Below are 23,939 nucleotides of genomic sequence, written 5' to 3'. Positions count from 1 at the left end.
ATTGCAACCTATGACCTCCCACAAGTGGTCTGAACAAAAAAAGAACCTGATGCTGTTCTCGGGTCGCGCACACCCAGAACTGGCTGAAGCCGTAGCTAAGGAACTAGGCGTTGACTTGGTTCCAATGCAGGCACGTGACTTTGCAAACGGTGAGATCTTCGTCCGTTTCGAAGAGTCTGTCCGTGGCTCTGATGCCTTTGTGATGCAATCCCACACCCAGCCACTGAACAAGTGGCTGATGGAACAGCTCATCATGATCGATGCGCTCAAGCGTGGTTCTGCAAAGCGCATCACCGCTATCCTGCCGTTCTACCCTTACGCTCGCCAGGATAAGAAGCACCGCGGCCGTGAGCCAATCTCCGCTCGCCTGGTTGCTGACCTCCTGCAGGCTGCTGGTGCAGACCGCATCGTGACAGTCGACCTGCACACTGATCAGATCCAGGGCTTCTTCAACGGCCCAGTTGATCACATGCACGCAATGCCAATCTTGACGGACTACGTTAAGGAACACTACGAGCTCGACAACATCGTAGTTGTCTCCCCTGACGCCGGCCGCGTAAAGGTTGCAGAAAAGTGGGCCAACACCTTGGGCGATGCCCCAATGGCGTTCGTTCACAAGACCCGCTCCGTAGACGTAGCCAACGAGGTAGTTGCCAACCGCGTTGTTGGTGATGTTGAGGGCAAGACCGCCATCCTCTTGGATGACATGATTGACACCGGTGGAACCATCGCTGGCGCGGTTGGCGTTCTGCGTGACGCTGGCGCGAAGGATGTCATCATTCTTTGTACTCACGGCGTATTCTCCGGCCCTGCACGTGAGCGTCTATCCCAGTGTGGCGCTAAGGAAGTTATTGCCACCGATACCCTGCCTCAGAACACTGAGGGCTGGGACAACCTCACCGTTCTGTCCATCGCTCCGTTGCTGGCTAAGACCATCAACGAGATCTTCGAGAACGGTTCCGTTACCACCCTGTTCGAGGGCCAGGCGTAGTCTCGCTTTCCTCGATTACGTTTAACGTCAAAGGGAGCTCACCACTTTCTGTGGTGAGCTCCCTTTTTTGGTAAATTTCCTTGCCCCTGTCGCAACGTCATGGTTTAGCCTGAAGTACATGAAAATCTCCGAGGTTGCCGAAGTTGCAGGCTGCACAGTCCGCACAATTTACCATTATCACCGCATTGGGATTCTTCCAGAGCCGGAGCGCTTGTCTAACGGTTACCGCAATTACTCAGTTGAGGACCTGACTGAGGTTCTTCGCATAAGGGCACTCGCTGAGGCCGGTGTGCCGCTAGCCAATGTGCATGATCCCGATGCCGCAAGCACTGCAACTGGTTTGTTGGATGACAAGATCAAGCAGCTGCGCCATCAGCAAAAATTGCTGGATTCTTTAGCATCGGGATCACCTGGCGCACCGGCCGATATTCGCAGTGAGCTCACGTTAGTAATGGGCAAGGGCTCCATGCTTGAAATGGAGCTGACAATGCTGGATCTCATGGCCTTATGTGGCGTAGCCACCGACGAAACATGGACAGCTATCCGCGACAATCTTGACGATCCCGAGGTGATCACCCATTCCCGGCGCGCCGCGGAGATCTGGGAGGAACTTGGCGATCTCCCTAGCTATAGCGAGGAAGCCCAATCGCTGATGGGTCCACTGGGCGAAGCAATGTCGCGAGGGTACATGCGTGGTGTGATTAAAACCCTCAACGAGGGATCGGTGCCTATCAGCATGGATGATCTTCGTGTGAGTGGTGCTCAAGAAATGATCATTCACGCCCTAGTAGAACAGATGCGCCGTGGTGGTTTCTAAACAGAATGCGCTTCGCGCAGCCCACTACCACCCTGCCCGTTATGCGCTGAAGCTTCTTAGGTGGGAACTGCGCCAACATGCGGAATTTGTGCGCTGGATTTTCAGGCGTAAGGATATCCCTGCTGGGAGCTTTCCTATCACCGCACACAGTTGCAGTTAGCCTCCTGGATGCCTGTCCTGATCGTTGTGGTAATCGTGGTAGTCCACCTTTTGCTTCCCACTTTTATACTGCAGGTCATCGCAGCCGTTGTTTCGGTGTACTCCTTGGCACTTCTGTGGGCAGTCATAGCCTCGCGCGCTGTCCGTCCTCATCTTGTGAGCAAGGAGCAGCTCGTACTCCGTTACGGCAGGAGAATCGTAGCGACGGTTCCCACAATAAATATGGCAAGCGTGCGAGTCGACCGCATGTATGACGACGATTGGTGGGCGGTTACAAATGCTGTTCTTACCCTCGGGTGCACGGAAGGCACGAATCTCACCATCGAGCTCTGCGCCCCACAGCCAGTACTAGTGAACTCTTACCCGTGGCAAAAGGACGCCTACAGAAAGGTATCCCAGATTCGTTTGTGGGCAGACGACCTCGAATCACCCGCCGTACAGGTGTTGGTGGGAAGCTAGATCAACTTCATGCTGCGGGCCTGGGTGATAGCAGCGGTGCGGTTGTCCACTCCTAGCTTGGAGTAGATGTGCACCAAGTGGGTTTTCACCGTGGCTTCGGAGATGAACAACTTTGCGGCGAGCTGCTTGTTGGTTGCGCCGGTTTCTAGCTCTTTGAGGATCTCAATCTCACGACCAGATAGCGCCTGGCGGGGCTTCAGCACACGATCGGCCAACTTGGTGGCCACTGCTGGAGCCAGCGTGCGCTCACGCTGTGAGGTTGCAACTATGGCATCATGTAACCCCTGTTCGGGAACGTCTTTGAGTACGTATCCCATTGCGCCGGCTTCCAGCGCAGCGAAAATGTCAGCTTCCGTGTCATAGGTAGTGAGCACCAGAATCGGCGGACCATCGGCCGCGATGTTTTTGATCAAGCTAATCCCGTCCACGTCAGGCATTTGGATGTCGGTGACAACCACGTCCACGTTGTCTCGCGCAAGCGTCGCAACGTTAACGCCCGCGCCCGAAGACGCCTCGGCAACCACAGTGAGGTCTTCGAAGCCGTCAATAATGCTGCGCAGCCCGGCGCGCACCACGGGGTGGTCGTCGATGAGCATCACGTTGATCACTGGTGTTCTCCTTGGCTGGTGAGTGGGACGGTGGCGGTGACGATGGTGCCGCTGGTGCTGCATTCTATGGCAAGGCTACCGCCGAGTGCCTCCATGCGGCGGCGCATGCCGTCTAGGCCAAAGCCGCGCTGTGCAGTGTTTTCTGCCTTTGGGTGAGACAATCCGCGGCCGTTGTCGGCGATGTCCACGGTGATTTCTTCATCCCACATGCTGATGGTTACAACGGCTTTGGTGGCGTGGGAGTGCTTGACCACGTTGGTAATCGCCTCCCCCACCACGCGATACAGGGCACGCGAGATTGGTTCAGGTAACTCCGCCAAGGCTTGCTTCTGGGAAGGGTCGAGAGGCGTGAACACCATGTCTATTGGGTTACCAAGGCTCAGCTCTTTGGCTTCGGTGCGCTCAAGATGGGCGATAATTGCTTCATCCAATGGGAGGCCAAGATCCGGTGATGCGAGATCGCGGACAAACCTGCGGGCTTCATTGAGGGATATTCGAGCTTGCTCTTCCATGGTGGCAATCTGATCAAGGGCCTCTGACTCATTGCCCGCTGCCACGCTTTTCTTCGCGGCGCGGGACAGGAGCAAAATGGAACTAAGGCCCTGGGCCACGGTGTCATGGATTTCGCGAGAAAGCCGCTCGCGTTCCTCCATGCGACCGGACTGGTGCTCAGTAACGGCAAGCTGCTGCTGCGCGGCGATGAGCTCCTTGGTAAGCGCCTCTTGCCTTGCTACTTCCCTACCCAACGCCTCGTAGGTGAAGTACACACCCACGGCAAAGAGCACGCCGATGGCTGGTCCTACTGCGTTGGCCACGCCCCAGTCCTCTGGGTGGATGGCTCGCGGCACGAACGCTGCCAAAGCCCACGCCGCCGCCACGCACGCCAGTGCAATAGCGGTGGGAAGAGTGTGCAAAATGAGGAAGACAAGAGGAAACAGCAACCACACAAAGTCGATGCTGAACAGCAACAACGGACCCCACAGCCCCACTACCAAAATCAACCACAGCACCGTTTGCCAGCGCGGGATGTCACGCTGCTGCGCGTGCAACGCGCGGTTTTCCGCGGTGGTGCCCACCATGTACACAACCACAAGAGCGGCGGCGAGGGCGAGTACTGCCCACTGGGGGTCGTCGGCAAGCACAGTCTTGATCATGGCAAACAGCAGAAGAAACGCGAACATCACGTGCAGGCTGACGCGCAGGAACGTCAGAATGGGAGTTAGAGATGAGTCAGAGGTGGCTGGATGTGTGGTCACAAACTTCAACGCTACTTTTTTTGGGGCATGCAGGCTATAGCGCAGGTGCGAACCACTGGTTGATCGAGCCAAAATCAACCAGATGGTTGATCGGAAGATGACCTAGTGCACTGATTGAATCAACCGGCGCGCGGAGTGAAATAGGTGGCAACTGAAATTCTCCTTTCGTAGAAAGCACACACATCATGTTTCTTGCAGTGCGCGAAATCCGCTCCGCGGTTGGCCGATTCTTCATGATTGGCACGGTCACCACGCTCATTACTCTGCTCTTGGTGATGCTCACAGGCCTCACCGAGGGCTTAGGCAGCCGCAACACCTCAGGCCTGGTGGCGCTAGATGCTGACCGGATCGCGTTTGTGGATCCGTATTCCGATTCCCCAGAGGTGTCCTTTAGTAACTCTGTTCTTGATCAGCAGTCGCTTGATTCCCTTGCTTCGCTCGCTGAGGGTGCAACGGTCACCCCGCTGGGTGTTGGACTAACCCGTGCCGAAGGTGCCGATGGCGCCATGGGAGTTGGCGTGTTCGGGCTTCCCGAGGGCACTGAGCGTGCCGGCGTCCGTATTTCTTCGCAGGCAGTGATCTCAGAGGACATCGCGGGGGACTTAGGCGTTGGCGCGGGCGACACCCTCACCGTGGGCGGCCAACCTATCACCGTGGGCGAGGTGACAACCAACGAGTACTACAGCCACTCACCGGTAATCTGGGTGGACACCGCAAGCTGGCAGGACATCACCCACCAAGATTCTGTAGGAACCGTGGCACTGTTGGATGGTTCCCCTGCCGCTGGCTGGGATGAGGTTGCTAGCGCCTCCCACTCAGCAGTGGTGAGCACACAGGATTCTTTCAAAGGCCTAGAGGCCTTCTCCTCCGAACGATCATCTCTAGTAAGCATGCAGGGATTTCTGTACGCCATCTCCGCACTGGTCACCGTCTCCTTCCTGAGCGTGTGGACCATGCAGCGAACCCGCGACATTGCCGTATTGCGCTGCTTGGGCGCATCACGTGACTACGTGTTTAAGGATGCCCTCGTGCAATCCGCCCTGATCTTGGGTGCAGGTAGCGCACTGGGCGCAGCGATTGGCGCTGGCTTGGGTGCTCTGATTGCGGGCTCGCCTGTTCCTTTCTTACTCACCCCGCTCACCGTCTTGGCCCCTGCTGTTGGGGTATTCCTCCTTGGAATCATTGGCGCGATGATTGCCGTGCGCCGGGTAACCAAGGTTGATCCGCTCCAAGCTCTTGCCGTAACCGCCTAAATCCGTCTCTCTAGGAAGTCCATTATGTCTAACTCCCCTGTTGTATCCCTTACTGATTGCAGCGTTACCTACCCCGATGGTGCTAGCGAAATCCGCGCCTTAGACAAGGTCACACTTGATCTTTACCCTGGCGAGCTCATGGCTGTTGTGGGGGAATCCGGCTCGGGTAAGTCGACCCTGCTGTCCGTCATCGCGGGGCTCATTGTCCCTACCAGCGGGTCGTTGAACGTTTCTGGGTTCCCCGCACTGGACTCGGAGTCTTCTCGTGGTACCTTGCGCCGCGAGACCACCAGTGTGGTGTTCCAGTCTCCTAACCTCATCGGCTCCCTTAACGTTGCCGAGCAGCTGGTGATCGCAGAGCACATACGTGGCGTGCGAGGCAAAGAATTAGACGCGGCTCGCCGCACGGCCAACGAACTACTCGAACGCGTTGGTTTGTCTGGTTTCGGGCGCCGAAAGGTCTCTGAGCTTTCCGGTGGCCAGCGCCAGCGCGTGAACATTGCTCGTGCGCTAATGAAGAAGCCCACCGTTTTGTTGGCAGATGAGCCCACCTCAGCTTTGGACCACACCACCAGCGCCGCCGTGGTTGAGTTGCTCGCGCGGCTTACTAAGGAAGATGACATTGCAACTCTGATGATTACCCACGACCGCAGTCAGCTGTCCATGGCGGACCGAGTGATTGACATGTGCGACGGCCGAGCTCACGAGATCGCTGGGGTTAGCTAACGTTTAGTGCTGTGGCATCGCCGAGTCGCTGCCACTAGCCAAGCAAGCAGGGCTTCGGCGACATCGAGTTGCCCACAAAAGTCTTTTAAAGACATGTTTGGGCGCCAAGCGATTCTTCTTAGCAAGACCATTGGGTCAGCGTTGAGCATTGCTACCCCCTCGCTCATTCAACATAGGTTCACGCTAACGTGAATCATCCTAGAGGTATACTGACGCCGATGAAACGGTGTGGTGCAAGTAAACATTTGTGATTCATGCAGGCCAGCGCACTGCGCACAGTTTGTCCGCGGGGCTTGGGTGTGTTATTATTTTGCGGTCTCGGCGAGGGCGCATGAGTTTTTCATGTTAGCCGTTATCGACGCGATTAGATTTTCACAAGCTTTTGAACTTTTAGCCTGCGAAGACTCGACCAAGACATTCGAGTCGGCCGCGGGCTTTTGTTATCTTCGCGGTCGAGGCAACCAGCTACCGCTGGCTGCATACATTTACACAAAATCGACTAAAGGAGTTTAGGACATGGCTTCCTACCCAACTTTGACTGCCGCTATCCGTTCTGAGTTCGGCAAGGGCTCTGCACGCCGCCTGCGCGCTGCGGGCCAGGTTCCAGGCGTTATCTACGGCGGTGAGCTTGAGGCTCCAATCCACTTCGCAATGGATATCCTCGAGCTTCACGCTCTGCTGCGTGCTCACGGCACTAACGCTGTTCTCGAGATCGACCTCGAGGGCGAGAAGCACCTCACCATGGTTAAGCACGTTGATCAGAACGTTCTGACCCTGAACGCTGACCACGTTGACCTCCTCGCTATTAAGCGCGGCGAGAAGGTTGAGGTTGAGGTTCCTGTTGTTATCGAGGGCGAAGTTGCACCTGGCGCAATGGCTGTTCAAGACGCATCCGAGATCCTGATCGAGGCAGACGTTCTGTCCATCCCAGAAGAGATCGTTGTTTCCGTTGAGGGCCTCGAGGTTGACGCGAAGATCTTCGCTTCTGACCTGACCATGCCTGCTAACGCTACCCTGGTTGCAGACCCAGAGACCGTTATCGTCTCCGTTAACCACGAAGAGGTTGCTGAGGAAGAGGATCTGGACGCTGACGCAGCTGCAGAGGAAATCGATGAGACCGACGCTTCTGACGTTGAGTCCACCGAAGAGGACGCTGACTAGTAGCAACTTTCCAGCTTGCTAGCTTCAAGCTGAAAAAGTTTAGCGGGCTCACCCAGTTGTCCTGGGTGGGCCCGCTTTCTCATTCCGTGGGTACGCCCACTGAGCAGCTCTTGAGCCCCGGAATGGCTCGATTCTCTTCGGCACAATGGGCAATTACGAGCAACCCCATCAGCACGTTAGCCCCAAGACCGTGCGTCATGCGGCGTAAATATCTGTGTTTCTCATGTGCAACAATGGTGAGGTGAGTACATCTTCAGACTTCCTCGTCGTCGGCCTAGGCAACCCAGGCCCCCAGTACGAGCGCACACGGCATAACATCGGCTACCTCGCCCTAGATGAGATCGCTTCGCGCACCTCCCCCATGCCTGCCACACTGAGCGTCCACAAACGCTCCAACGCCATGGTTGCAGAGACTCGCTTGGGCCAAACCAAGGTCATCCTGGCTAAACCTCGTACTTTCATGAATCTCACCGGCGGCCCCGTCAAGGCTTTGGCAGACTTTTTCAAGATCCCACCGGCGCACGTCATTGTGCTTTTCGACGATCTCGAGATCGACTTTGGTCAGGTCCGCCTGCGCCCTGCGGGCACCGGCGCCGGGGATCACGGCCACAATGGCCTCAAGAACATCACGAAGGCACTGGGAACCAAGGATTACGTCCGTGCGGGCATGGGCATTGGTCGACCTCCTGGTCGCATGGAAGTGAAGAGCTTTGTGCTTAAACCTTTTGGAAAGAAGGAGATGGATGAGGTTCCCATCATCGTGGCTGATATGGCCGATGAAGTAGAGCGCTACGTAGCGGTTCACGGTTAGAGTTTTCCAACAGACACATTTCCATGGAGGAGTAATGCGTTTAGCTACAGTGCGCACAGGAGACGGCACCACCGCCTGTGTGAGAGTAGATCACAGCGATGATTCCGCCCGCGAGGCTGCTGGCGTTGTTGTCAGCGGTGTATCGCACGTGGGTGAGCTGCTTGCAATGCCCAACTGGCGCGATATTGTCGCTACAGCTGGGTCTAGCATTGAGTTCTCCTATGAGGCCCTAGCTCCCGTTATCCCCACGCCGGGCAAGATCATCTGCGTGGGTTTGAACTACGCCAAACACATCCTCGAAATGGGCCGCGAACTCCCCGATTTCCCCACGTTGTTTATCAAGTACCCTGAAGCTCTTACCGGACCATTCGACGATATCTACGTTCCGGAGGATACATCAGCTCAATTGGATGCAGAATCCGAGTTGGCCGTGGTGATTGGGGCCCGCTGCCATCGAGTCAGCGCCGATGAAGCAGGTGCCTATATCGCTGGCTACTGCGTGATGAATGATTACACGCTGCGCGATTGGCAGCGCCGCACCGTACAGTTTCACCAAGGCAAGAGCTACTACAAAACATCGGGTTTCGGACCATGGCTCACCACCGCAGAAGATTGGGAGCCAGGTCCACGCATCACCGCCACATGGAATGGGGACGTGATGCAGGATTCCACCACAGACGATCTCATCTTTGACTGTGAGACATTGGTGTCATTTGTGTCCCAGATTTATCCACTCAACCCTGGGGATGTCATCGCCACCGGCACGCCAGATGGAGTGGGTTTTGCTCATGATCCCAAGCGGTTTATCCAGTCCGGGGAATCCGTGAGGTGCGCAATCGAAGGCCTAGGATTCATCGAAAACACAACGTTCATTGGCGAAGCACCAGCGGGATACTAGATGGCACAGGCATCGTGGCACGACATTGCCCGCGCTCACCGAATCCAGGTTTTCGGTGTCACCGGTGTAGGAAAAACCACAGCGGCACGTAAACTGGCGCGCATTATTGGCGGGAGCGCAATCGATCTCGATGAGATTAACTGGGCGCCAGCGCACCGTGCGGCGTGGACGGAGAGACCCACCGATGAGTCCTATGCGATGGTACGTGAGGCCGTCTCAGCTGAGCGCTTCGTCATAGCTGGCAATTACGCCAAATTTCGCACTGCCATCGAACCACGCCTAGACGCCGGCATCTTCCTAGATTACCCAGCCACCTTTGCTTTTGCTCGGCTGTTAAAGCGCACACTTACCCGCATCATCACCCGCGAGCGCGTCTGCAACGGCAATGTCGAATCGTGGCGCAGGGTACTTAGCAAAGACTCCATCGTTGTGTGGTGGCTGAAAACCTTTCAGCTGAGACGAAGGAACATGAATGCTCGGATCGCAGATCCGAGCGATGTGCCCATCCTGCGCGTGCGCTCGCACGCGCAGTTGGACGAGCTCATGGGCTTCGTCGTTAAGCAGCGAGCGTCTTGACAATCTCCGCGGCGGGCAGGGTTTTGAGGCCCTGATTATTGACGCCTACCAAGCAGTATGCAGTATGTGCCTGACCACGCAGAGGCTTCAACATCTGCCCGAGATGCGGATAAATCGGCGCAACGTTAGTCACGGAATCAGTAAACGGGGTCTTTAGTCCGCGGGCCACGCGCCCAGAAAAAGCACGAGAAGCAACCGTCTCACCACCGCGGCGCAACAGCATACGATTGAACGCACTGATGCCGGACTCGTGCGCTAACAGGAATGCGGTGCCACAGGAAACCGCATCCACATGTGGTAGGGCGCGAAGATCCGCCACATCTTGGGCAGTGCGCACACCACCTGCCGCAACCAACGGGGTACCGGGACACGACTGAGCCACGGCAACCACCAGCTCAGCAGTAGTGTTTTCATTGGGCTGAGTGGCAATCGACCACGTCAAACGGTGCCCACCTGCCTCATGCCCTTGAACGATCAACGCGTCCACTCCACGCCGGACTGCCTCCTTTGCCTCCAAGAGACCGGTCACGCTCGCCCACACCTGGATTCCTTTGGCGTGCAGAACGCTGACATCTTCCACGGTGAAACAACCAAAGCTGGAAGACACCACGGCAGGGCCATACCCTGCGTCCACCGCGTCCATCACAGCCTGGAACTTAGCAGCATATCCATTAGTCAGATCCGGCTGCGGAATGCCAGGTTGCTCGATACCCGCCTGAATGAAAAGAGGCTCGATTGCCTGGTGCGCAGCCACAACATCACCCATGCGCGGCATTTCTTCCTGTGGCATAAAGAAATTCACACCGTAGGCTGCGCCACTAGCTTCCTTCATATCCTTGCTCAACTGCGCGGCATCGACGTTGCCGGAAGCCAAGAACCCAAAACCGCCAGCACCGCCCACGGCTTTGACGAGCGCAGGAGTAGACGGGCCACCCGCCATTGGGGCTGCAACGATTCCGGAAGGGACGAGGGAGGGAATGCTCATGGGAAACAATCGTAGAGGATTTCGTTCCAGCGGCTGGCAATGGGTTCCCCCTCCCTCCTACCACGCCCTGCATGAACGGATCAGAAGCACTTTGTGGAATCATGTAAGCCATGTCCTTCCTTAGCAGTTTTTTCTCGTCCGTCTTTCACCGTGTGTCTTTAAAGCAACGTAACGTTCCTTCTGCTTCACTACAGCCGAACGTCACGCCGGAGTGGCTCATCATCGGTTTAGGAAACCCCGGCGCGAAATACGCTGCGACGCGCCACAACGTGGGTTACATGGCCATGGATCAGCTTCTAGCCACACGTTCCCTAACGTTATCGCCTGTCCACGGTAAGCCAGCTGAGGTTGCCTACGGGGACGTAGAGGGCATCCCCGTGGTATTCGTGCGCTCCACTACGTACATGAATCTTTCCGGCGAGGCGGTAGAAGCGATAGCTGCCGAGTACTCTATCCCCGCAGAGCGCATTGTTATTCTTCACGACGAACTCGACCTTCCTTTGGGCAAGGTTCGCGTAAAGATGGGCGGAAACGAAAACGGCCACAACGGCCTGAAATCCACCACCGAATTGCTGGGCACTAGGGATTATCTGCGCGTGCGGATGGGAATTTCGCGCCCACCAAAGGGGATGGCTGTTCCTGACTACGTGCTGGGCCCAGTGGACACGGGTGAGGAGTTGTCCACCATGATCATCACGGCGGCTGAAGCTGCGGAGTTGATTGTTTCCCAAGGCTTGAGTAAAGCCCAAAACTTGATTCATTCCCGCTCATAAGAACACATGTTCCTATGTGTATCCATGGTGTCTGATCCGGCCGGTAGGGTCTGTGGCAACAGCGTTTACCACCTGAGAAAGAACACCAGCCATGGATAGCACCTACGGATTCCCACAGCACAGCGAGCCACGGGACATGAGAACCCTGCTCGATGCACTGTTAGGAGTCAAGCCCCGCTCCGCCACTTTGCCCAATGCCCCGGTAGCCCAATTCCTCGATGGCGAAGCCGCCTGGATCGTGGGCAGTGAAGACGAATTGTTGGATAGGCTTGCCGCTGGCCACACTCCGGTGCGGTTGATCAAGTCCACCGCCGGCCGCTTTTTCAAAGCGGTGGCTGTGTGTTTCGCGGCGATGTTCATGATTGCGCTCATCGCCAGCCAGGTGCAGCACCGGGTACCGAAATTTGTGGATGAGTTCTTCGCGCTCGTGTTCTTTATTGTGTTCATTGCCATGATCTATTACGGAGTTCGTGGCATTGTTGCGGTTTTCACGGGACCACGCTGGAACAAAAAGCGCGCATGGAAAAGCCTATCCTCGGCGGTGGGCGGGCCGTGGACGGATAAACTCGCGGTGGTGTTTTACCAACCTGATGAGCTCAATGCTCACACCCGTGAAGTGGTAGATCACATGCGTCTTGTTTATGCCATGGCCGATGCCCAAGGGCTTCCTATCACCCCGCAGCAGTGGCGCTCGCTCACAGATGAAGCTGTTCAAGCAACGGACCTGTACTTTAATACCGGTGATTTAACCTTGGCCAAGATTCTGCGCGAGCAGGTGGATATGTTGGTGCCGTATCGCACACGGTGGTGAGTGAATTTAGCAAGGCCGGCTGTGGGCAGTATTCTGTATGGTTATGAGTTCATCCGCAGCCACTAAAGCTGAAGCACATCGTCGCCGCACATTCGCTGTTATCGCACACCCCGATGCCGGTAAGTCCACTCTGACCGAGGCATTGGCACTGCATGCGCACGTTATTGCCGAGGCCGGTGCCGTCCACGGCAAAGCTGGCCGCAAGGCAACGGTGTCTGACTGGATGGAGATGGAGAAGGACCGCGGTATTTCCATCGCGTCATCAGCTCTCCAGTTCGAGTATGCCCCTGAAGGCCACACCGGCGAGCCGTACATGATTAACTTGGTGGACACCCCGGGCCACGCAGACTTCTCCGAGGACACCTACCGAGTGCTCACCGCCGTAGACGCGGCCGTTATGCTTATCGACGCCGCCAAGGGTCTTGAGCCCCAAACGCTCAAGCTCTTCCGCGTGTGTAAGGCCCGCGGCCTTCCCATCATCACCGTAATCAACAAGTGGGACCGCCCTGGGCGGACCCCTCTTGAACTCGTCGATGAGATTGTCAGCGAAATCGGCCTGCAGCCGACCCCGCTGTACTGGCCCGTGGGTGACGCCGGTGACTTCCGTGGCCTAGCCCGAATCAACGATGACGGCGAAGCAGTGGAATACATCCACTTCCTGCGCACCGCCGGCGGCTCTACCATCGCCCCTGAGGAGCACCACTCACCAAACGATGCGGAGGCCAAGGAAGGCAATGCGTGGACCACTGCAGCGGAGGAAGTCGAATTGCTCGCCATGGATGGTGCCCTGCACGATCAGGAGCTTTTCCTCGACTGCACCACCTCCCCACTGATCTTCGCCTCCGCAATGCTGAACTTTGGCGTGCACCAGATCTTGGACACCCTATGTAAGCTCGCTCCTGCGCCGGCATCCCGTGAATCCGATCCGAAGGCCATTGAGGCTTCTACCTCTGGTATTGATGAAAAGCGCGAAGTGGACGACGCCTTCTCCGGAGTTGTCTTCAAAGTCCAGGCCGGTATGGATAAGAACCACCGCGACTCTCTCGCCTTCATGCGCATTGTCTCCGGCGAATTCGACCGCGGCATGCAGGTAACCCACGCCCAGTCCGGTCGTTCTTTCTCCACCAAGTACGCGCTCACGGTCTTCGGTCGCACACGTTCCACCGTGGAAACCGCATTCCCTGGTGACATCGTGGGCCTAGTCAACGCCGGCTCCCTCGCCCCTGGCGATACCATCTACGCCGGCAAGATGGTCCAGTACCCACCAATGCCTCAGTTCGCGCCAGAGCACTTCCGTACCCTGCGTGCCAAGAGCTTGGGCAAGTACAAGCAGTTCCGCAAGGCTTTGGATCAGCTCGCTGCCGAAGGTGTTGTCCAGATCCTGCGCAACGACGCCCGTGGCGATGCCGCACCTGTGATGGCTGCTGTGGGCCCCATGCAGTTCGAGGTCATGATGGCACGCATGGAAAACGAGTACAACGTAGAGACCGTTGCGGATCCAATTCCATACTCCGTGGCGCGTCGCACCACTGCGGAGACCGCACCAGAACTGGGCAAACAACGTGGCGTAGAAATCTTTACCCGCACGGACGGTGAACTAGTAGCCCTGTTCGGCGACAAATGGAAGCTCGCCTTCATTGAGAAGGAACACCCAGAATTCGAGCTGTTCCCTATGGTGGCTGACTAAAGCCAAAGATAGCAACAACGCTGCTAGCCTCTCTCGGTTTGTGGAGAAACTAGCAGCGTTATCGCTACATAGTGCGTTTTTAGTTGAGGAAGTACTCAACTAAGTAGACGTATTTGCCATCGTTGGAAACCGCCGTACCGAAACGCTTGCCGTCTGGGAAGCGGTTTGCGTCACGATCCAGCCACTTCAGACGATCACGGACCTGTTGCTGGGTCAGGCGGTAGATGTTGCCGTCACCCTTGTCGAGGTGGGTGTTGCCACGACCGACGTTGTCGTAATACTTAACGTCACCGCGAGCGGCCTGCGCCGCCCACTCACGGGCAATGTTGGTCGCGCGCTGATCAGAGGTATGACCACTCTGAGCAAGATGAGCCTTAGTACGCGCGCCGAGGGCATTGCCTAGTTCCTTCAGAGCTTCTGGCTTAACAAGGTATTCCGGCAGTGGGATGCCCAGCTTTTTAGCAGCGTCCACAACATTGTCCGGCAGGTAGAAAGGAACCATGGTGACACGCCCCTCGGAGGAGGTAGGCACCATGACCTGAGCGCTAGCTGCTGGCGCCGCCAACCCCAATGCTGTAGCTGCAGCGAGGGAGCTTGCGGCGATCCGGAATGTCAATGTCCTTGAAGTCTTCATGCCGTCAAGGCTGTCACAGTGCCGTACCTAGGTACGAGTCATGTGAGGGGATTGATACTGAATCGATATCAAATAGTGATGTTAGAGGTGTAGGACGCCCATGAGGATCAACACGACAGCCACCAAGTACCCAGCGAGGTTGGTCGCTTGATCCGAATGCTCACGAGTCCAGGTAAAGAGTCGTCCAGCTGCTGAATGTGGGTCGCGACGGACAACGCCCACAAGTATTGCGCTAAGAGCTGGCAATGACAAAGCTAGGCAGGCATAGAAGAACATGCCAACGTACTTAACTAGCGTGGAGTAGTCCCCCACGGACAAATACGCAATTCCCGAGAAAAACGGGACGGAAGTGACAGACTGAACCACGCCGAGGATGAAACCAGTGGCGAACGTCTTCCACGTCGGGGTTTTCAATGGCGGCAACATTTTCTCCACGAGCGCTGAACTATCTCCACCACGCCAGGTGAAGAAAACCCCTAGAACGCCCACGGCTATCAGAACAATGCCAAAGATGGGTGAGCTGATCAGACTCTGAACCACATCTTGTAACCCATTGAAGATGAACATGGTGGCCAGAGAGAGAAGGAACACTCCCAGCCAGTCACCTATTACCAACAAGCTAGCGATGCTGCGGTACTTGCCGGATCGGGGCAAGAAGATACCAATGGCAACTAGCACACCAATAAGCAGGAGATTCACTGAATCTAGTAACGCGAAACTCACTGCATGCCACATATTTTTCCTCAAGTACTGTAGTTATTGGGCCGTCTACAAGACCTTACACAGGCTACTATCGCACGGGAAGTTGAAAACGTTAGGCAAAAGAGCCCAGAGCTCAGCTGTCTAGTTAGCTGTTCAGGAGCCACCGCGGGATGGCTCTGGGGCATGATCCTTTAAAAAGATAACTAGTCCACTCTGCGGAACAGCGTGCTTACTTAGTGAGATCAATGGCGGACAGTGCACGAATATAGGGGTAACAAACGGAATTCCGGTCCCCCAGTTATACCCAAACCGGAAAAATTTATAACCAGCTGAAGTACGATATCGGGTGTGCCCGAATGCGGTCTGGCTTCATTGTGCACGGAATATACGCAACCTAAGGGAGCGTGCAATACCGAGACGGAAGCCCCGGCATTCGACTAGCGCCATGCTGACTTGCCAGCGCAAAATTTTATCCCTAGATCCGCAAAGGAACACTTAACCACCATGGCTCAGGACTGGAAAGAAAAGATCGAATACGCTCAGGAGATGCTGCCACTGATCGGCAAGCTTCACCGCACGAACAACGTTGTTGTATCCGTCTTCGGTCGTTTGCTGATCGACGTCACCGATATCGACATCGTCAAGGCTCACCGCTACTCCCGCCTCGCAACGGAGCAGGAGCTCACCCCAGCAGACACCCTGCCAGTACTGAAGGCTCTTTCCGAGCTGGACCTTGGCACCGCTTCCATCGACCTCGGTCGCCTTGCGGTTATGCACAAGGAAGAGGGCGGTGAGCTCAAGGACATCCTCGAACGCGAGCTCGCTGACGTCATCGGTGGAAGCAATGACATGCCTTCCCAGGATGTTGTCCTCTACGGCTTCGGACGCATCGGCCGTCTCCTAGCCCGCATCCTGATCTCTCGTGAAGCCACCTACGGCGGTGTCCGTCTCCGCGCGATCGTTGTTCGTAAGAACGGCGAAGATGACATCATCAAGCGTGCTTCCCTCCTGCGTCGCGACTCCGTCCACGGAGCATTCAACGGCACCATCACCGTTGACAAGGAAAATGACGTCATCTGGGCAAATGGAACCAAGATTCAGGTGATTTACTCCAACGACCCAGCAACCGTTGACTACACCGCCTACGGCATCGAGGATGCGGTTCTGGTTGACAACACCGGTCGCTGGCGCGATCGTGAGGGCCTGTCCCAGCACCTGAAGTCCAAGGGCGTTAAGCGCGTCATCCTCACCGCTCCAGGCAAGGGCGACCTCCGCAACGTTGTATACGGCATCAACCACGATGACATCCTGGATTCTGACGAAATCATCACCGCAGCGTCCTGCACCACCAACGGCATCACCCCAACCCTGAAGGTCATCAACGATCACTACGGAATTGAGTACGGCCACGTCGAGACCGTTCACTCCTTCACTAATGACCAGAACCTGATCGACAACTTCCACAAGGGCGAGCGCCGTGGCCGTGCAGCAGGTCTAAACATGGTGCTCACTGAGACCGGTGCGGCCAAGGCAGTAGCCAAGGCGCTTCCTGAGCTTGAGGGCAAGCTGACCGGTAACGCTATCCGCGTACCAACCCCTGACGTATCCATGGCAGTTCTGAACCTGTCCTTGGAAAAGGAGTGCACTCGCGAGGATGTAAACAACCTGATGGACAAGGTTGCTTTGCACTCTGACCTGCGCCAGCAAATTGCATACATCCACTCACCAGAGGTTGTTTCCAGTGACTTCGTGGGAACCACCCACGCAGGCATCGTGGACGGATTGGCTACCATTGCAAACGGCAAGCACTTGGTTCTCTACGTTTGGTACGACAACGAGTTCGGCTACTCAAACCAGGTTATCCGCATTGTTGAGCACGTTGCCGGTGCACGCCCGAAGGTATTCCCTAAGCGCATTGATTCCGCAGAAATCTAAGCCGTAGATATCTTCAGATTCCTCCAGGATGAGGCCGCTGCGGCGGCCTCATCCTTTTTTGCAATTACTTTCCTATCTACGTGGGCTGTGTAGAGAGTAGACGTGGCTTTCTACTGCCGGTGACTCAATCTCTAGGCCGGACGGTGCCTTCATCGCTTAAGGCACATAGTTCGGGCTTCTGAGTGTGCCTGAATACCAAACACCACCTAGGCACGTGCTGACATCGGACATTACTAACTAGTGGTTCAACGCTCTATCGCCGCGCAGGTTACTCCTACCGCACGTTGGTCATGGGTTTTCCTCTGGATAAAAGGGCTAATGGGTCCATGTATTCAGGTAGGGTTGTGCTTAACAGCTTAGGTGTTCTGTGCTCGCGAACTACGCACCTCGTTGCCTCGCGATTAACACAAGCGTTGGGTGGAAGCATTGAGCACCCTGAGCAACCGGCATTGGGCCTCACCACATGCCCCAGCAGCTTATTGGTTTTGGTACGGCGCATCACCGCCATGCCTTCACCGCTTCATGTTTCTGGACCACCCGACCCACGAAGCATGAGGCGATGCCCCAATTCCCCTACCGCCCCATCAGGCTGGTGAGAAAGCGGATACGGCTGCTCTGGGAAAGAAGTTGCAAGGAGAGAGAATGACAGGCGTCAGAGAAGCTAAGAAGGTGCGAACGCGTATGGCTATTGCTCGTGCTGCCGCAGCAATAGCTCGCTTTGAGGGGATAGAACACCTCAGCATCGCCCACATTTCAGAACGTGCCGGTGTTTCAACCCGCACCTTCCACAACTACTTCAATTCCAAAGAGGAAGCGATCCTAGCGTTCACCATGGCGTCCGTCGATGATCTACTGGAATCGGTCGGCCACGTGGAGGCCACAAACGCCATCGACGCCGTGGAGGAAGCAACCATCAACGCGATGCGCTCCGGCAAGGATGAGCTCATGTCTCTCTACACACTAAAGGTTCTCAGCCAAGACCTGGGTTTCCTTGTTGCGGGTATGACGTCTGAGATGGATCGGCAGCTCCAGGACAAGGTGTATGGCTTCTTTAAAGAGTGCTTCCCTGACCTCGATCCGTTTGAGCTGGCAGCCCAGCTCACTATCGGCATCGCCACCGCCCAGTTTGCGTTCAGCTACTTTTTCGAGAATGCCAGAGATCAGCCGTCCGAGGTTGGCGTTGAAATAATACGACGAGCTTTCGACCAAGTGCGCCATCACGGATAGCCACGGTTCTTTCACAGTTAGTATTTACCGCACCGCCAGGGTTTAGTTTGCGCCCAACCTAAATGAGTGCGTAGAGTCTGAAATATTGCAGATACCCCGCAGAAATTCGTTTTAGTGTCCAGCGGGGTAAGTCTGTTTCTTTAGACTTCCCTCTATACCGACATGAAAGGACGTTCTACGCCGTTATGGCATCGTTGCTATACAAGATAGGTAGCGCAGCGTACCGACTCAAATGGCCCTTCATAGCCTTCTGGCTGATTGTTGTCATCGGAATCGGCTCCCTCGCAGCGCTTTTCTCCAAACCAACCAGCGACAACTTTGTCATTCCCGGAATTGATTCCGTGGAAACGATGGACAAGCTGAACGAGCGCTTCGGGCAGGCCAATGACCCTCTGCAAGCACCAAGTGGCACAATCTTGGTGGAATCCAAGGCTGGCAAACTCACCGACCCTGAGATTCAGGGCCACGTGGCTCAGATGATTGATGAGCTCAAGAGCACCAACGTCCTCGTCAACACCGATCAGCTTTTTGACCCTGCTTCCACCGCCATGGGCATGAAGAAGCAAATGACTGAGGCTAAGGCTGCACAGGGCATCCCGCAGGACATGATTGACGCTGACTTTGCGGCAGTATCCCCACTGTCAGAGGATGAGACCACCGGTCTTATTGACGTTACGTTCGACGCAGAGTCCTCCACTGACGTAACTCAGGAGCAGCGCGACAAGGTTAACGCGGTACTCGAGCAGTACAACTCTGATGACCTGACTGTGGTTGCCAACGGCAACGCGTTCCAAGGAATGCCGGAAATGCAGCTGACCTCTGAATTGATCGGTATGGCATTTGCGGCAGTGGTCTTGCTCATCACTTTCGGCTCTCTCGTAGCTGCTGGTATGCCTCTGATTTCCGCTGTGGTGGGCGTGGCTATCGGCCTGCTAGGAATTACCGCATTGACCGCTGTGTCCTCTGACATTTCTTCCATGACCCCAGCGCTGGCTTCCATGATCGGACTGGCCGTGGGCATTGACTACGCACTGTTCATTCTGGCTCGATTCCGCAACGAACTGGTGAAAGCCGCTGGCGCCGCAGATCTTGAGCCGAAGGATTTCGCACAGGCACTCAAAAACTTGGACAAGCCAACCCGCACGCACGCAATGGGCATGGCAGTGGGCACCGCGGGTTCGGCAGTTGTGTTCGCTGGTCTGACAGTGATCATTGCGCTCACGGCTTTGTCCATCATTAACATTCCATTCCTGACCGCCATGGCTCTGACCGCTGCAGCCACCGTTGCCGTAGCAGTGCTGGTGGCTCTAACGTTCCTGCCGGCTTTCGTGGGACTGTTTGGTACCAAGATCTTCGCCGGTCGTGTGGGCGGCATCAAGGTTCCTGACCCAGAAAACGAGAACCCAACCATGGGCCTAAAGTGGGTGCGTCGCATCCGCAAGCACCCATGGCTGCACTTGGGCGCCGGCGTGATTGTCCTTGCATTACTGGCCATCCCGGCGGCCAACATGCGCCTCGCCATGCCAACGGCCGGTTCCGAGCCAATCGGTTCGAACATGCGCACCGCTTATGACATCACCGCTGAGAAGTTCGGTGACGGCCGCAATGCGCCGATGATCGGCGTGATCGACCTTGAGATCGTCGACCCGCAAGCCCGACAGGGCGCCATGCAGGAAGCCTTGCAGGCAATCTCTGGCACTGAGGGCGTGGTCAACGCCCAGGTTGTCGCCACCACTGAGGATTTCGATACTGCACAGGTTCTGATCACCCCTGAGGGCGGCGCCACTGATGAAATCACTAGCGAAACGCTCGTGAGCCTGCGAGACCTGAACGCCAGCTTCACCGAATCCACCGGCGGAGAAATTGGTGTGACGGGCATGACGCCAATCTTCGATGATGTTTCTGATCGACTTTCCGATGTTCTGCTGCCTTACATCGCGATTGTTCTCGTACTCGCATTCCTTGTGCTGATGCTCGTCTTCCGCTCCATCTGGGTGCCACTGATCGCAGCCCTCGGCTTCGCGCTGTCCGTGGCCGCAACGTTCGGCGTTACCGTCGCCGTCTTCCAGCAGGGCACGCTGGGCATCATTGATGATCCTCAGCCACTGTTGAGCTTCCTACCTATCATGCTCATCGGCCTCGTCTTCGGACTAGCCATGGACTACCAGGTGTTCCTGGTGACTCGCATGCGCGAGGGCTGGGCACACGGCAAGACCGCTGGCAACGCAACGGCCAACGGCTACAAGCACGGCGCCCGCGTAGTCACCGCAGCCGCTCTGATCATGATCTTCGTCTTCGCTGCATTCATGGCCCAGGACATGCCGTTCATTAAGACCATGGGCTTCGCGCTCGCCGTGGCCGTGGCTTTCGATGCCTTCATCGTGCGCATGACCATCATCCCAGCGACAATGTTCCTGCTTGATGAGCGCGCGTGGTGGCTGCCAAAGTGGATGGACAAGATCCTGCCAAAGGTAGACATCGAGGGCGAAGCACTCGCTGAACAGCACGACAAGGCACACGTGTAGGTCACGATGTCCGGATTGCGTGAAAGAAAGAAAGCACGAACCCGCGCGGCGCTCGCACGCGCCGCAGCGGAGATCGCACGCTTCGAGGGGCCAGAGATGCAAAACATCAGCGCCATCTCAGAGCGTGCCGACGTCTCCCCACGCACCTTCCACAACTACTTTTCCTCCCGCGAGGAGGCGCTGCAGGAATTCACGCTCCAAACGGTCACAGAACTATTGGAGGCACTGAAGGAAACGTCCGCCACCACCGTGGCGGAGGCCGTGGAAGATATTGTTATCCGGGGCCTGAGGCGCGGTGACGACGAACTAACATCGTTCTACTCACTGAGTGTGCTCTCCCAAAAGGTGTGTGCCCCCTTCACCTCCTTGCTTCCTGAGCGAGAAGATGCAACGCGCATGACCGTGCTCCGCGCATTTCACGAGGCATTTCCTCAGGTGGGGCTCTTTGACCTAGCTGCACAGCTAGCAGCGGCCGCATCAGTGGCGCAGTTCGCGCTCTCCTACTACTACGCGTACTCGCATAGTGTCGAAGGAACGAGTAACGGTGAGAACATTGTCAGGCGTGCTTTTGATCAGGGCAGGCCAATCCCCTTGGGGGACTTCGTCCGTGTACCGACCGAGCTCACAGAGTCTGTAGGTTCCCAAACCGACTGGGTAAACTAGAGCTCTTTTGAGCAGTAGTAAAAGAAAGTGGGAAGAACGTTGACGTTCTTCCCACTTTCTTTTTAATAGTTCTTACTCTGCTGGTTCCTCAATCTCGGTCTCACTGACAACAATGCCGTCAGAGTCCGCGTAAAGGAAGTGGCCTGGAACAAAGTCCACTCCGCCAAAGGAAACGGTGATGTTCTTTTCACCCTCGCCAGCTTTAGAGGACTTGCGTGGGTTAGTACCCAACGCCTTGGCGCCAAATTCCATGGTGCCCACAACCGCGGAGTCGCGAATAGCACCGAGGATGACAACGCCTGCCCAGCCGTTTTCTACACCGGCCGCGGCGATCAGGTCACCCATGAGAGCCGTGTGAACGGATGCGTCACCGTCAACAACCAGAACTCCGCCGTTGCCTGGGGAGTTCAGAGTCTCCTTAACCAAACCATTGTCTTGGAAGCACTTGATGGTCGTGATCGGACCGCAGTATTCGGTCTTACCGCCGTAGTTGATGAACTGAGTGTCGCAGGAGCGGACTTCTTCGCCGATGATGTCCACGAGGTCTGCTGTTGGAATAAATGTAGTCATTGCTTTCCTTTACATAATGCAGAATCGGCGTGAATCCGGATAATCCTGATTCACGCCGATTACTTGTTACATTCCGCTATCCGGATGCGTGGCTAGTTCTTAGTGGAACTGGCCTTCCTCGGTGGAGCCCTTCAGAGCGGTGGTGGAGGAGTTTGGATCAACGGTGGTTGCGATGGTGTCGAAGTAACCTGCACCAACCTCGCGCTGGTGCTTAACAGCGGTGAAGCCGCGCTCCTCTGCAGCCTTGAACTCGCGGTTCTGCAGATCGACGAATGCGGTCATGCCCTCGCGAGCGTAGCCGTATGCCAGGTCGAACATACCGTAGTTGAGGGAGTGGAAGCCTGCCAGGGTGATGAACTGGAAGGTGAAGCCCATTGCGCCCAGTTCCTTCTGGAACTTAGCAATCTCGTCAGCATCGAGGTGTGCGGACCAGTTGAAGGATGGGGAGCAGTTGTAAGCCAGCAGCTGGTCTGGGAACTCCTCGCGAACGCCCTCAGCGAACTTCTTAGCCAGCTCGAGGTCAGGGGTACCGGTCTCCATCCAGATGAGGTCAGCGTATGGAGCGTAGGACTTTGCACGAGCGATACATGGCTCGACACCGTTCTGAACCTTGTAGTAACCCTCAGCGGTGCGCTCGCCGGTGATGAATGGCTTATCGCGATCGTCAACGTCGGAGGTGATCAGGGTTGCAGCCTCAGCGTCGGTACGTGCGATAACAACGGTTGGGGTGTTAGCTACGTCAGCAGCCAGACGTGCGGAGTTCAGGGTACGGATGTGCTGCTGGGTAGGGATCAGAACCTTGCCGCCCAGGTGGCCACACTTCTTCTCGGAAGCGAGCTGGTCCTCCCAGTGGGTGCCTGCAGCACCAGCAGCGATCATTGCCTTCTGGAGCTCGTAAACGTTCAGAGCGCCACCGAAGCCTGCTTCACCGTCTGCAACGATTGGAACGAGCCAGTTGTCAACGGAGTCGTCACCCTCGACGCGTGCGATCTCATCAGCGCGCAGCAGTGCATTGTTGATGCGGCGAACTACGTTTGGAACGGAGTTAGCTGGGTACAGGGACTGGTCTGGGTAGGTGTGGCCGGAGAGGTTAGCGTCACCTGCTACCTGCCAACCGGAGAGGTAAACAGCCTGCAGACCTGCACGAACCTGCTGAACGGCCATGTTACCGGTGAGTGCGCCCAGGGAGTGGATGTAGGAGCCATCACGCTTGGAAACCTTGTCCCAGAGGATCTCAGCACCACGACGTGCGAGGGTGTGCTCCTCGATGACGGTGCCCTGAAGCTTCTCTACCTGCTCAGCGGTGTAGTCGCGCTTGATACCTTCCCAACGTGGGTTCTCATCCCAGTCCTTCTGGATCTCTGCTGCGGTACGTGCCTGTCCGGTAGTGGTCATTGTTGTCTCACTTTCCTAGTAATTGATCGGTTTTACGCCGTTTCCCTGTGATGAGAAAGGTTGGAATGAAAACCGATGGGAATCTGGCGAATATTTACTCTCGTTAGTGAGTCAGCCTTGTCAGGTTTCACTGTCAAGAGGAATCTCACCTTTGGAGTGTCTCCGGTCACACCCTCAGGTGGCCTGCTTCACACTCTGCTAGACAAAAACCGTTTCGTCAATCACTTTCCGAATCTAAGTTTTGCATGGGGGTAATGGGGGTTCTTGCTAACTTTGCAAATGTTTTACCGTACAAATAAATGCCTGCATATGACTCA

General features: G+C 56.1%; 23 protein-coding genes. 16 read left to right on the top strand and 7 right to left on the bottom strand.

All coding sequences use genetic code 11. The annotated features are described in order from the left end of the window. Nucleotides 1–10: 10 nt before the first annotated feature. The 3 genes from ACXM2N_RS04075 (at nt 11) to ACXM2N_RS04065 (ending at nt 2,426) form a co-directional block, all read left to right on the top strand. On the top strand, nt 11–991 hold the full coding sequence (locus tag ACXM2N_RS04075; RefSeq protein ID WP_458490277.1) for a ribose-phosphate diphosphokinase: 981 nt from the start codon (nt 11–13) through the stop codon (nt 989–991). A gap of 118 nt (nt 992–1,109) precedes the next feature. Beyond that, nucleotides 1,110–1,808: a MerR family transcriptional regulator gene (locus ACXM2N_RS04070; protein ID WP_458490275.1), complete on the top strand. Its 699-nt coding sequence runs from the start codon at nt 1,110–1,112 to the stop codon at nt 1,806–1,808. Between the two features lie 168 nt (nt 1,809–1,976). Beyond that, entirely contained in the window at nt 1,977–2,426 is a 450-nt protein-coding gene (locus ACXM2N_RS04065) for a hypothetical protein (protein WP_458490273.1), read from the top strand. Here ACXM2N_RS04065 and ACXM2N_RS04060 read toward each other — a convergent pair. Together ACXM2N_RS04060 and ACXM2N_RS04055 are read right to left on the bottom strand one after the other, a co-directional pair. Beyond that, nucleotides 2,423–3,034 carry a response regulator gene (locus tag ACXM2N_RS04060; protein ID WP_458490271.1) on the bottom strand — a complete coding sequence of 204 codons (612 nt, stop codon included), beginning with the start codon at nt 3,032–3,034 and terminating at the stop codon, nt 2,423–2,425. The two genes, ACXM2N_RS04065 and ACXM2N_RS04060, sit on opposite strands and share 4 nt — an antisense overlap. Next, nucleotides 3,031–4,290 carry a sensor histidine kinase gene (locus ACXM2N_RS04055; protein WP_458490269.1) on the bottom strand — a complete coding sequence of 420 codons (1,260 nt, stop codon included), beginning with the start codon at nt 4,288–4,290 and terminating at the stop codon, nt 3,031–3,033. The genes ACXM2N_RS04060 and ACXM2N_RS04055 overlap by 4 nt, the downstream gene beginning before the upstream one ends. 185 nt (nt 4,291–4,475) lie before the next feature. Between ACXM2N_RS04055 and ACXM2N_RS04050 the strand changes: the two genes are divergently transcribed. The 6 genes from ACXM2N_RS04050 (at nt 4,476) to ACXM2N_RS04025 (ending at nt 9,715) form a co-directional block, all read left to right on the top strand. Continuing rightward, nucleotides 4,476–5,543, top strand: coding sequence for an ABC transporter permease (locus tag ACXM2N_RS04050; protein ID WP_458490267.1), 1,068 nt, complete (start codon nt 4,476–4,478; stop codon nt 5,541–5,543). 24 nt (nt 5,544–5,567) lie between these two features. Then, nucleotides 5,568–6,269, top strand: a complete 702-nt coding sequence (locus tag ACXM2N_RS04045) for an ABC transporter ATP-binding protein (protein ID WP_458490265.1) — start codon at nt 5,568–5,570, stop codon at nt 6,267–6,269. Between the two features lie 516 nt (nt 6,270–6,785). After that, nucleotides 6,786–7,430, top strand: coding sequence for a 50S ribosomal protein L25/general stress protein Ctc (locus ACXM2N_RS04040; RefSeq protein ID WP_458490263.1), 645 nt, complete (start codon nt 6,786–6,788; stop codon nt 7,428–7,430). Between the two features lie 241 nt (nt 7,431–7,671). After that, entirely contained in the window at nt 7,672–8,241 is a 570-nt protein-coding gene (gene pth / locus ACXM2N_RS04035; RefSeq protein WP_458490261.1) for an aminoacyl-tRNA hydrolase, read from the top strand. Between the two features lie 34 nt (nt 8,242–8,275). Continuing rightward, entirely contained in the window at nt 8,276–9,139 is an 864-nt protein-coding gene (locus ACXM2N_RS04030; protein ID WP_458490259.1) for a fumarylacetoacetate hydrolase family protein, read from the top strand. Then, nucleotides 9,140–9,715, top strand: a complete 576-nt coding sequence (locus tag ACXM2N_RS04025; protein ID WP_458490257.1) for a hypothetical protein — start codon at nt 9,140–9,142, stop codon at nt 9,713–9,715. Here the strand turns inward: ACXM2N_RS04025 and ACXM2N_RS04020 are convergent. Next, nucleotides 9,696–10,700, bottom strand: a complete 1,005-nt coding sequence (locus tag ACXM2N_RS04020) for an NAD(P)H-dependent flavin oxidoreductase (RefSeq protein ID WP_458490255.1) — start codon at nt 10,698–10,700, stop codon at nt 9,696–9,698. The genes ACXM2N_RS04025 and ACXM2N_RS04020 overlap by 20 nt on opposite strands. A 110-nt stretch (nt 10,701–10,810) precedes the next feature. On the opposite strand from ACXM2N_RS04020, the gene pth (ACXM2N_RS04015) reads away from it, so the two are divergent. The 3 genes from pth (ACXM2N_RS04015) (at nt 10,811) to ACXM2N_RS04005 (ending at nt 13,971) form a co-directional block, all read left to right on the top strand. After that, nucleotides 10,811–11,473: an aminoacyl-tRNA hydrolase gene (gene pth / locus ACXM2N_RS04015; protein ID WP_458490253.1), complete on the top strand. Its 663-nt coding sequence runs from the start codon at nt 10,811–10,813 to the stop codon at nt 11,471–11,473. A 91-nt stretch (nt 11,474–11,564) separates the two neighbouring features. After that, nucleotides 11,565–12,284: a hypothetical protein gene (locus ACXM2N_RS04010; RefSeq protein WP_458490251.1), complete on the top strand. Its 720-nt coding sequence runs from the start codon at nt 11,565–11,567 to the stop codon at nt 12,282–12,284. A gap of 43 nt (nt 12,285–12,327) precedes the next feature. Then, the gene (locus ACXM2N_RS04005) at nt 12,328–13,971 is read left to right on the top strand and encodes a peptide chain release factor 3 (RefSeq protein ID WP_458490249.1); all 1,644 of its coding nucleotides are present in this window, start codon (nt 12,328–12,330) and stop codon (nt 13,969–13,971) included. A 79-nt stretch (nt 13,972–14,050) separates the two neighbouring features. Here the strand turns inward: ACXM2N_RS04005 and ACXM2N_RS04000 are convergent, their stop codons facing one another. Together ACXM2N_RS04000 and ACXM2N_RS03995 are read right to left on the bottom strand one after the other, a co-directional pair. Beyond that, complete coding sequence (locus ACXM2N_RS04000; protein ID WP_458490247.1) at nt 14,051–14,605, bottom strand: hypothetical protein; 555 nt, start codon at nt 14,603–14,605, stop codon at nt 14,051–14,053. An 81-nt stretch (nt 14,606–14,686) separates the two neighbouring features. After that, on the bottom strand, nt 14,687–15,340 hold the full coding sequence (locus tag ACXM2N_RS03995; protein WP_458490245.1) for a hypothetical protein: 654 nt from the start codon (nt 15,338–15,340) through the stop codon (nt 14,687–14,689). Nucleotides 15,341–15,811: 471 nt separating this feature from the next. Here ACXM2N_RS03995 and ACXM2N_RS03990 point away from each other — a divergent pair, with 471 nt between their 5' ends. The 4 genes from ACXM2N_RS03990 to ACXM2N_RS03975 all read left to right on the top strand — a co-directional run bounded on the left by ACXM2N_RS03990 (nt 15,812) and on the right by ACXM2N_RS03975 (nt 21,657). Then, on the top strand, nt 15,812–17,242 hold the full coding sequence (locus tag ACXM2N_RS03990) for a glyceraldehyde-3-phosphate dehydrogenase (protein ID WP_458490243.1): 1,431 nt from the start codon (nt 15,812–15,814) through the stop codon (nt 17,240–17,242). Between the two features lie 642 nt (nt 17,243–17,884). Further along, nucleotides 17,885–18,469: a TetR/AcrR family transcriptional regulator gene (locus tag ACXM2N_RS03985; RefSeq protein WP_458490241.1), complete on the top strand. Its 585-nt coding sequence runs from the start codon at nt 17,885–17,887 to the stop codon at nt 18,467–18,469. A 185-nt stretch (nt 18,470–18,654) separates the two neighbouring features. Continuing rightward, on the top strand, nt 18,655–20,994 hold the full coding sequence (locus ACXM2N_RS03980) for an MMPL family transporter (RefSeq protein ID WP_458490239.1): 2,340 nt from the start codon (nt 18,655–18,657) through the stop codon (nt 20,992–20,994). Between the two features lie 15 nt (nt 20,995–21,009). Continuing rightward, entirely contained in the window at nt 21,010–21,657 is a 648-nt protein-coding gene (locus ACXM2N_RS03975) for a TetR/AcrR family transcriptional regulator (RefSeq protein ID WP_458490237.1), read from the top strand. Nucleotides 21,658–21,729: 72 nt separating this feature from the next. Here the strand turns inward: ACXM2N_RS03975 and rraA are convergent, their stop codons facing one another. Both rraA and aceA read right to left on the bottom strand, forming a co-directional pair. Next, a complete protein-coding gene (rraA, locus tag ACXM2N_RS03970) occupies nt 21,730–22,227 on the bottom strand; it encodes a ribonuclease E activity regulator RraA (protein ID WP_458490235.1) in 498 nt (165 codons plus the stop codon). A 99-nt stretch (nt 22,228–22,326) separates the two neighbouring features. Continuing rightward, nucleotides 22,327–23,622 carry an isocitrate lyase gene (aceA, locus tag ACXM2N_RS03965; protein ID WP_458490233.1) on the bottom strand — a complete coding sequence of 432 codons (1,296 nt, stop codon included), beginning with the start codon at nt 23,620–23,622 and terminating at the stop codon, nt 22,327–22,329. Nucleotides 23,623–23,939 lie beyond the last annotated feature (317 nt).

The sequence above is a fragment of the Corynebacterium sp. ZY180755 genome (genome assembly GCF_054331495.1).
This window is presented reverse-complemented; position numbering and strand designations above follow the sequence as displayed.